Source organism: Helicobacter pylori, assembly GCF_014498195.1.
In the GTDB taxonomy this organism is placed as follows: domain Bacteria; phylum Campylobacterota; class Campylobacteria; order Campylobacterales; family Helicobacteraceae; genus Helicobacter; species Helicobacter pylori_DO.
The window spans coordinates 24,816-34,203 of record NZ_JACTGH010000014.1; the positions used below are offsets into that span (position 1 = coordinate 24,816).

At 38.9% G+C, this 9,388-nt stretch carries 3 protein-coding genes; 2 read left to right on the top strand and 1 reads right to left on the bottom strand.

Annotated elements, in window-relative coordinates:
• Nucleotides 1-55: 55 nt before the first annotated feature.
• On the bottom strand, nucleotides 56-748 hold the full coding sequence (locus tag H7N67_RS06790) for a Bax inhibitor-1/YccA family protein (RefSeq protein ID WP_187939474.1): 693 nt from the start codon (nucleotides 746-748) through the stop codon (nucleotides 56-58).
• 144 nt (nucleotides 749-892) lie between these two features.
• On the opposite strand from H7N67_RS06790, the gene gap reads away from it, so the two are divergent.
• Entirely contained in the window at nucleotides 893-1,891 is a 999-nt protein-coding gene (gene gap, locus H7N67_RS06795; protein ID WP_187939475.1) for a type I glyceraldehyde-3-phosphate dehydrogenase, read from the top strand.
• A gap of 79 nt (nucleotides 1,892-1,970) precedes the next feature.
• Nucleotides 1,971-9,221, top strand: coding sequence for a vacuolating cytotoxin domain-containing protein (locus tag H7N67_RS06800; RefSeq protein ID WP_187939476.1), 7,251 nt, complete (start codon nucleotides 1,971-1,973; stop codon nucleotides 9,219-9,221).
• The last annotated feature ends 167 nt before the right edge of the window (nucleotides 9,222-9,388 follow it).

Sequence of the window (9,388 nt, forward strand, 5' to 3'; positions counted from 1 at the left end):
TTTTAAAGTATTTTTTATTAGGTTTTTGCGTGGCGTCCCCCCCTATTTTTTCAAACTATTTGTCTCTGTCTGAAAAAATACCAATGATTTGCAAGATAGAAATAAAGACATTCAAAAAGTCTAAATACAAGTCCACCGCCGCATCAATGGGGCTATCATACATGCCTTTAACGATGTTTTGGGTGTCATAAGCGATATAAAGACTGAATAAAATCGTGCTCGCTCCCGCAATGACAACCTGGAACATGGGGCTACCCAAAAACAAGTTAATGAGCGAACACACCACCACCACAATCAAAGCGATGAAGAGCATTTTACCCATATTCGCTAAGTCGCTTTTAGTTTTAAGGGCATACACGCTCATCAAACCAAAAACAATAGTTGTCATGCCTAAAGCTTGCCAAATCGCTCCTAAACCAGCTTTTGCAATCACCATACCCAACAAAGGCACTAGCGTAACCCCTGATAATGAAGTGAAAGCAAACAGCATGAATAGATTCAATCCAGGTTTGGATTTAGAAAACATCAAACCAAATAACGCCGCAATTTCAGCGATAAAAAACACCCATTTATACTGCACTACGGCTTGAAAATTCATTAAACCTAATAACGCTCCAATAGTCGCTAATAACAAACTGCCTGCAAAGAACTTGTAAGTCGTTTTAACAAAACCCACCAGCTCGCTTTCATGCAACACAGAATCTTCTGCATACGCATTACGAGAATTCGCTCTGTCATACAATGCCATGTTTTACTCCTTGAATTTCAACTCAATAAATAATTTTAATTAACCCTACAGCTAGGTCCAATATAATAGCACAAAATGTAGTAAAATACCAAACAAAACCCCCTAAAATTGAAATTGAAGTCTGAAAATAGGATAATAGTTACGATGAAAATTTTTATCAATGGATTTGGCCGCATTGGGAGATGCGTTTTAAGAGCGATTTTAGAGCACAATGGTACAAACCCTCAACTAGAAGTGATAGGCATCAATGACCCCGCTAATTGGGAAATTCTCGCTTATCTTTTAGAGCATGACAGCGTGCATGGATTGCTCAATAAGGAGGCGCGTTACTCTAATCATAAGCTTATTATCGGCTCGTTAGAAATCCCTGTTTTTAATAGCATCAAAGACTTGAAGGGCGTGGGTGTTATCATAGAGTGTTCAGGGAAGTTTTTAGAGCCTAAAACGCTAGAAAATTACCTTTTGCTTGGGGCTAAAAAGGTGTTGTTGTCCGCTCCCTTTATGGGCGAATACGATGAAAAACAATACCCCACTTTAGTGTATGGGGTCAATCATTTTCTCTATCAAAACCAAGCCATTGTTTCTAACGCCTCTTGCACGACTAACGCTATCGCGCCCATTTGCGCGATTTTAGATAAAGCTTTTGGCATTAAAGAGGGCATGCTAACGACCATTCATAGCTACACGAGCGATCAAAAACTCATTGATTTGGCCCACCCTTTAGACAAACGACGCTCCAGAGCGGCTGCAAGCAACATTATCCCCACCACCACTAAAGCCGCCCTAGCCTTGCATAAAGTGTTACCCAACCTCAAAAACAAAATGCATGGGCATAGCGTGAGGGTGCCTAGCCTTGATGTGTCCATGATAGATTTGAGTTTGTTTTTAGAAAAAAAGACCCCTAAAGATCCCATCAATGATTTATTGATTGAAGCTTCCAAAGGGGTTTTAAAAGGCGTGCTAGAGATAGATTTAAAAGAAAGGGTGAGTTCTGATTTCATTTCTAACCCTAGCAGCGTCATCATCGCGCCTGATTTGACTTTCACGCTAGAGAATATGGTCAAAATCATGGGGTGGTATGATAACGAATGGGGGTATTCTAATCGTTTGGTGGATATGGCGCAGTTTATGTATCATTATTAAGTCATTTTGCGAATCTTTTTGAGTTTGTTTAACATCAAGTTGTATAATGTGGGATTTATAAAAACGATTGGAGTTTTGAATGGCGTTTAAAAAGGCCAGATTGATTTCTAGGTTTATTTCAAAAGGATCTTTCAAATTGAGTAAGATCTCAAAGAAAATTTTCACATTGAATCAAATCTTAAAATGTGAAAAGCCCTTAAAACGCCATAAAAAAACAAAATCCATTAAAAAGCCCTTTAATAAAAACAAATCTTTTTTAAAAGCTTCGATTTTATTGATAGGAGCGTTGGGAGGATTATCTCACCTAAGGGCTAGCGAATGCCGTTATTGGTCATGGTCGTCTTGGAGTTATCAAGATAATATTGAAAGCGGCCCTAACTCCCCCACGCACAACTCCTATTGCCTTTTTAGTAGCGCTCAAGGCTCTGGGACTTACTATTTAAACACCCTTACCACTTATAGCCCTGGTGGGGCTAGTTTCACGCAAAAATTCAATAATGGCACGCTTAATGTGGGAGGGAATATCCGCTTTGGAGGCACAGGTATTAATGGGGGTGATGTCGGCTATATCACAGGCACTTATGACGCTCAAACGATTAATTTTAATTCTAGCCATTTAACAACCGGAAACTCATACGCTGATGGCGGTGGGGCCACGCTCAATTTTAACGCGGCTAACAATATCACTATCAATCAAGCGAGTTTGGATAACAGCGATGCAGGGACGCAAAAATCTTACATGAATTTTAAAGGCTCTAACATCAAGGTCAGTGGCTCTAGCTTTACAGACGACACTGATGGGGGCTTTAGTTTCAGCGGTAATAATAATCATAGCGCTATCTCCTTTGATAAAACCAGCTTCAATCAAGGCGCTTATAACTTTAGTAACAGCACCACTTTAAGCTTTGATAATAGTAGTTTCAATCAAGGGACTTATCACTTTAATGACAACGCTAGCTTTAATAATAACACCTTCAATCAAGGGACTTATCACTTTAATGACAACGCTAGCTTTAATAATAACACCTTCAATCAAGGGACTTATCACTTTAATGACAACGCTAGCTTTAATAATAACACCTTCAATCAAGGCGCTTATCACTTTAATACCGGCAAGGTGAGTTTCTCAGGCGCTAACACTTTAAATTCAAGTTCGCCTTTTGCTAGCCTTAAAGGCAGCGTGTCTTTTGGTTCTAATGCGATCTTTAACCTCAATCAAACCCTTAATAATGATCAAACCTATGATATTCTCACTACAAACGGGGCGATCCAATATGGGGTTTATCAAAGCTATTTGTGGGATTTAATCAACTATAAGGGCGATAAAGCCATTAGCCATGTTGAAGTGGGTAACAACACTTATGATGTAACCTTTGATATTAATGGGCAAGATGAAACCTTACAAGAAACCTTTAACAACCAATCCATTACCACTCAATTTTTAGGCGACAATTTACAACAAGAAGCCCAACAAACCTATCAAGAGGATGTCAATAATTCCCAAAGCGCTTTGAATGGTGCGACTAGCGACAACACGATCGCAAATAACGATACAAGCTACACTCAAAGCAAAAATGCTGCTGTCGCTAAAGACGCTCAAAATTTAGAAAACACCAACCAACAAATCCAACAAGACGAAAAAGCGTTACAAGGAGATTTAAACAATCTCAAACAATTAGCCAACTCCACCACAGGCTTTAACGAACAAGCTTTCAATCAAGCTCAAAAACAAGAACAACAAGATGAGCAAACCTTACAAAGTGAAGAAAACGCTTTTAACGCTGAACAAGAGGGATTAGAACAAGCGATAGCTAACGCTAAGCCTACAAGCCCCACACCAAATCCTACACCAAGCCATGCACCCACTCCTACAAAACACACAGCGCCAAACACTCCCCCTAGTCAAGTTCCGCCCACGCCTACTCAAAATCCACCTGCAGAAAGCGTGTGGAGTGGGGTTTATTGGCTTCAAAACAAAACTTACTCAAACAAAGGGGTTTATTATATTGATCCTAACCTTTCAGGACAGAGCGGTCAAAGCGCCAACACGCTCAGCACTTATACAGCTAATTTGTTTGGAAGGAGTTTTGGCGTTAATATCCAAAATGGCACTTTAATCATAGGGAACAATACAGAGAGCGTGAATGATAACGGCTTGATTTGGATAGGGCATGGAGGCTTTGGCTATATCACGGGAACTTTTAGTGCGGCTAACATTTACTTGACCAATAATTTTAAAACCGGTGAAGGCGTTTCAAATTCAGATGGTGGGGGAGCGAACATTACCTTTAAAGCAAGCGATAACATCACTATGGATGGCTTGAATTATAATGACGCTGAAACCGTTACTAAAATGATTCAAACGGGGGCTAGTCAGCATTCCTATGCCGCTTTTGACGCTACCAATAATATCAGTGTAACCAATTCTAGTTTTAGCGATATGACTTGGGGGAAATTCAGTTTTAGCGCTAAAAATATTTCGTTTTCTAACGCTTCGTTCAGCGGCTTTACAAACCCTGGAGGATCAAGTGTTATTAGTGCTAACGCTACTAATTCTTTAAGCTTTATCAATTCTCGTTTGAATGGTGGGGCAGTTTATAATTTGCAGGCTAATAACCTTATTTTCAATAACACGCAAGCGGTTTTTAATGTTTTGTATTCTAGGGGGACAAGCAATTTTAACGCTACGACACAGCTTTTAGACAACACGAGTTTCACGCTTAGCTCTCAAAGTTTGTTGAATTTTAATGGCGATACAACCTTGCAAAACAACGCCAATATCACGCTTGGCAATAAAAGTCAAGCCGCTTTTAAAAATTCTTTAACGCTTGATAATAATTCTAATTTAAGTTTAGACAATCAAAGCGTTTTGAATGCGAATAACACAAGCGCTTTTAACAATCAAGCGAGTCTCAATATTTATAACGGGAGTCAAGCGGTCTTTAATAGTCTCTTTTTTAATGGCGGGACACTCAGTCTTAACGCTAGTAGCAAGCTCAACGCTTCTAGCGCTAGTTTTTCAAACAACACCACTATCAATTTAGACGATAGCGTTTTATCAGCCAATAACACAAGCTCTTTAAACGCTAATATCAATTTTCAAGGCGCAAGCCAGGCTGATTTTGGAGGCAACACGACTATTGATACAGCAAGCTTTAATTTTGACAGCGCAAGCTCATTGAGTTTTAATAACCTTACGGCTAATGGGGCGTTGAATTTTAATGGTTATGCGCCCTCTTTAACTAAGGCTTTAATGAATGTTAGCGGGCAGTTTGTTTTAGGGAATAATGGGGATATTAATTTATCTGACATCAATATTTTTGACAACATCACAAAATCTGTAACCTACAACATCCTAAACGCTCAAAAAGGGATTACTGGCATTAGTGGGGCTAATGGCTATGAAAAAATCCTTTTTTATGGCATGAAAATCCAAAACGCTACCTATAGCGATAATAATAACATTCAAACTTGGTCATTTATAAACCCTCTCAATTCTTCTCAAATCATTCAAGAGAGCATTAAAAATGGGGATTTAACCATAGAAGTTTTAAATAACCCTAACTCGGCTTCTAACACTATTTTTAATATCGCTCCTGAGCTTTATAATTACCAAGCTTCTAAGCAAAATCCTACCGGCTATAGCTATGATTATAGCGGCAATCAAGCAGGCACTTATTACTTGACAAGCAACATTAAAGGTCTTTTCACCCCTAAAGGCTCTCAAACGCCTCAAACCCCAGGCACTTATAGCCCGTTCAACCAGCCTTTGAATAGTTTAAATATCTACAATAAGGGTTTTTCTAGCGAGAATTTAAAAACGCTTTTAGGGATTCTTTCTCAAAATTCCGCTACCTTAAAAGAAATGATTGAATCCAACCAACTAGACAATATCACTAATATTAATGAAGTGTTGCAGCTCTTAGATAAGATTAAAATCACCCAAGCACAAAAGCAAGCGCTCCTAGAAACGATCAACCATTTGACTGACAACATCAATCAAACCTTTAGTAACGGGAATCTAATTATAGGCGCTACCCAAGATAATGTTACAAACTCTACTAGCTCTATATGGTTTGGGGGCAATGGCTATAGCAGTCCTTGCGCGCTAGATAGTGCCACTTGTTCTTCTTTTAGAAACACTTACTTGGGGCAATTATTAGGCTCAACTTCCCCCTATTTAGGCTACATTAACGCTGATTTTAAAGCTAAAAGCATTTATATCACTGGGACGCTTGGAAGCGGTAACGCTTTTGAAAGCGGAGGGAGCGCGGATGTAACCTTTCAAAGCGCTAATAATTTAGTGTTGAATAAGGCTAATATAGAAGCTCAAGCTACAGACAATATCTTTAATCTTTTGGGTCAAAAAGGGATTGAGAAAATCTTTAATCAAGGGAATTTAGCGAATGTCCTTAGTCAAGTGGCTATGGAAAAAATCAAGCAAGCCGGCGGTTTAGGAAACTTTATAGAAAACGCTCTAAGCCCTTTGAGTAAGGAATTACCCGCTAGCTTGCAAGATGAAACCTTAGGCCAACTTATAGGTCAAAATAACTTAGATGATTTATTGAATAATAGTGGAGTCATGAATGAAATCCAAAATATTATCAGTAAAAAACTAAGCATTTTTGGCAATTTTGTTACCCCATCCATCATAGAAAACTACCTTGCTAAGCAGTCTTTAAAAAGCATGCTAGACGATAAAGGGCTTTTGAATTTCATCGGTGGGTATATAGACGCTTCTGAATTAAGCTCTATTTTAAGCGTGGTTTTAAAAGATATTACTAACCCCCCTGCAAGCTTGCAAAAAGACATTGGTGTGGTAGCGAACGACTTGTTGAACGAGTTTTTAGGACAAGATGTGGTCAAAAAGCTAGAAAGTCAAGGCTTAGTGAGCAATATCATTAATAATATTATTTCTCAAGGCGGGTTAAGCAGCGTTTATAATCAAGGTTTAGGGAGCGTGTTGCCGCCCTCTTTACAAAACGCGCTCAAAGAAAACGATTTAGGCGCTCTTTTATCGCCTAGAGGCTTGCATGATTTTTGGCAAAAAGGGTATTTTAACTTTTTAAGCAATGGTTATGTTTTTGTCAATAACAGCTCTTTTAGCAACGCCACGGGGGGCAGTTTGAATTTTGTCGCCAACAAGTCTATTATTTTTAATGGCGATAACACGATTGACTTTAGCAAGTATCAAGGCGCATTGATTTTTGCTTCTAATGATGTTTCTAATATCAATATCACAACCCTAAACGCTACTAATGGCTTAAGCCTTAATGCGGGTTTGAATAACGTGAGCGTTCAAAAAGGGGAAATTTGTGTCAATTTAGCCAGTTGCCCTACAACCAAAAACAGCTCTTCTACAAACTCCAACGTAACCCCCACTAATGAATCTTTAAGCGTGCGCGCTAACAATTTCACTTTCTTAGGCGTCATCGCTTCTAATGGGGCTATTGATTTGTCTCAAGTGAAAAATAATAGCGTTATAGGCACGCTCAATCTTAATGAAAATGCGGCCTTGCAAGCCAATAATTTGACGATCACCAACGCTTTTAACAACGCCTCTAACTCTACGGCCAATATTAATGGTAATTTCACCTTAAACCAACAAGCGACTTTAAGCACTAACGCTAGTGGCTTGAATGTCATGGGGAATTTTAACAGCTATGGCGATTTGGTGTTTAACATTAGCCATTCAGCTAGCCATGCTATTATCAACGCTCAAGGCGCAGCGACAATCATGGCTAATGACAATAACACCTTAATCCAATTCAACACTTCTTCAAAAGAAGTTGGCACTTACACGCTTATTGATAGCGCTAAAGCCATTTATTACGGGTATAACGACCAAATCACAGGAGGCAGCAGCCTGGATAATTACCTTAAGCTTTACACTCTCATTGACATTAATGGCAAGCACATGGTGATGAGCGACAACGGCTTAACCTATAACGGGCAAGCCGTGAGCATTAAAGATGGCGGTTTAGTTGTAGGCTTTAAGGACTCTCAAAATCAATACATTTACACTTCCATTCTTTATAATAAAGTGAAAATCGCTGTTTCTAATGATCCTATCAATAACCTACAAGCCCCCACTTTAAAACAATATATCGCTCAAATTCAGGGCATTCAAAGCGTGGATAGCATTGATCAAGTTGGAGGCAATCAAGCGATTAATTGGCTCAATAAAATCTTTGAAACTAAGGGAAGTCCTTTATTCGCTCCCTATTATTTGGAAAGCCATTCCACAAAAGATTTAACCACGATCGCTGGAGATATTGCCAACACTTTAGAAGTCATCGCTAACCCTGATTTTAAAAATGACGCCACCAATATTTTACAGATCAACACCTACACGCAACAAATGAGCCGTTTAGCCAAACTCTCTGACACTTCAACCTTTGCCAGTGCTGATTTTCACGAGCGATTAGAAGCCCTTAAAAACAAGCGATTCGCTGATGCGATCCCTAACGCTATGGATGTGATTTTAAAATACTCTCAAAGAAACAGAGTCAAAAATAATGTATGGGCGACAGGAGTTGGAGGGGCTAGTTTTATTAATGGAGGCACTGGAACTTTATATGGTATCAATGTAGGGTATGACCGATTTATTAAGGGCGTGATTGTGGGGGGCTATGCCGCTTATGGGTATAGCGGGTTTCATGGAAATATCACTCAATCAGGCTCTAGCAATGTCAATATGGGCATTTATAGCCGAGCGTTTATCAAAAGAAGCGAATTAACCATGAGCTTGAATGAGACTTGGGGATACAATAAAACTTTCATCAACTCTTATGACCCCCTACTCTCAATCATCAATCAGTCTTACAGATACGACACTTGGATGACTGACGCTAAAATCAATTACGGCTATGATTTCATGTTTAAAGATAAAAGCGTTATTTTTAAACCCCAAGTAGGCTTAGCCTATTATTACATTGGTTTGTCTGGTTTAAGGGGTATTATGGATGATCCTATTTATAATCAATTCAGAGCCAATGCTGACCCTAATAAAAAATCCGTTCTAACGATCAATTTTGCCCTAGAAAGTCGGCATTATTTCAATAAAAACTCTTATTATTTTGTGATTGCGGATGTGGGCAGAGACTTATTCATTAATTCTATGGGGGATAAAATGGTGCGTTTTATTGGTAATAACACCCTAAGCTATAGAGATGGCGGCAGATACAACACTTTTGCTAGCATTATCACAGGCGGGGAGATAAGGTTATTCAAAACCTTTTATGTGAATGCGGGCATTGGGGCTAGGTTTGGGCTTGATTATAAAGATATTAATATCACCGGAAATATTGGTATGCGCTATGCTTTTTAATGGTATCATTAAGCCCATTTTTAACAAGCCTAATTCATAGTAGGATCACCCATGCAATTTCAAAAAACCTTATTTTCTTTATCTTTATCTCTATCTTTATTCTTATCTTTTGGTATCGCTGAAGAAAATGGGGCGTATGCGAGCGTGGGGTTTGAATATTCCATCAG

Coding starts and splice junctions, on each gene's coding strand:
- H7N67_RS06790 (WP_187939474.1), bottom strand. CDS start 748: ATGGCATTGTATGACAGAGCGAATTCTCGTAATGCGTATGCAGAAGAT.
- gap (WP_187939475.1), top strand. CDS start 893: ATGAAAATTTTTATCAATGGATTTGGCCGCATTGGGAGATGCGTTTTA.
- H7N67_RS06800 (WP_187939476.1), top strand. CDS start 1,971: ATGGCGTTTAAAAAGGCCAGATTGATTTCTAGGTTTATTTCAAAAGGA.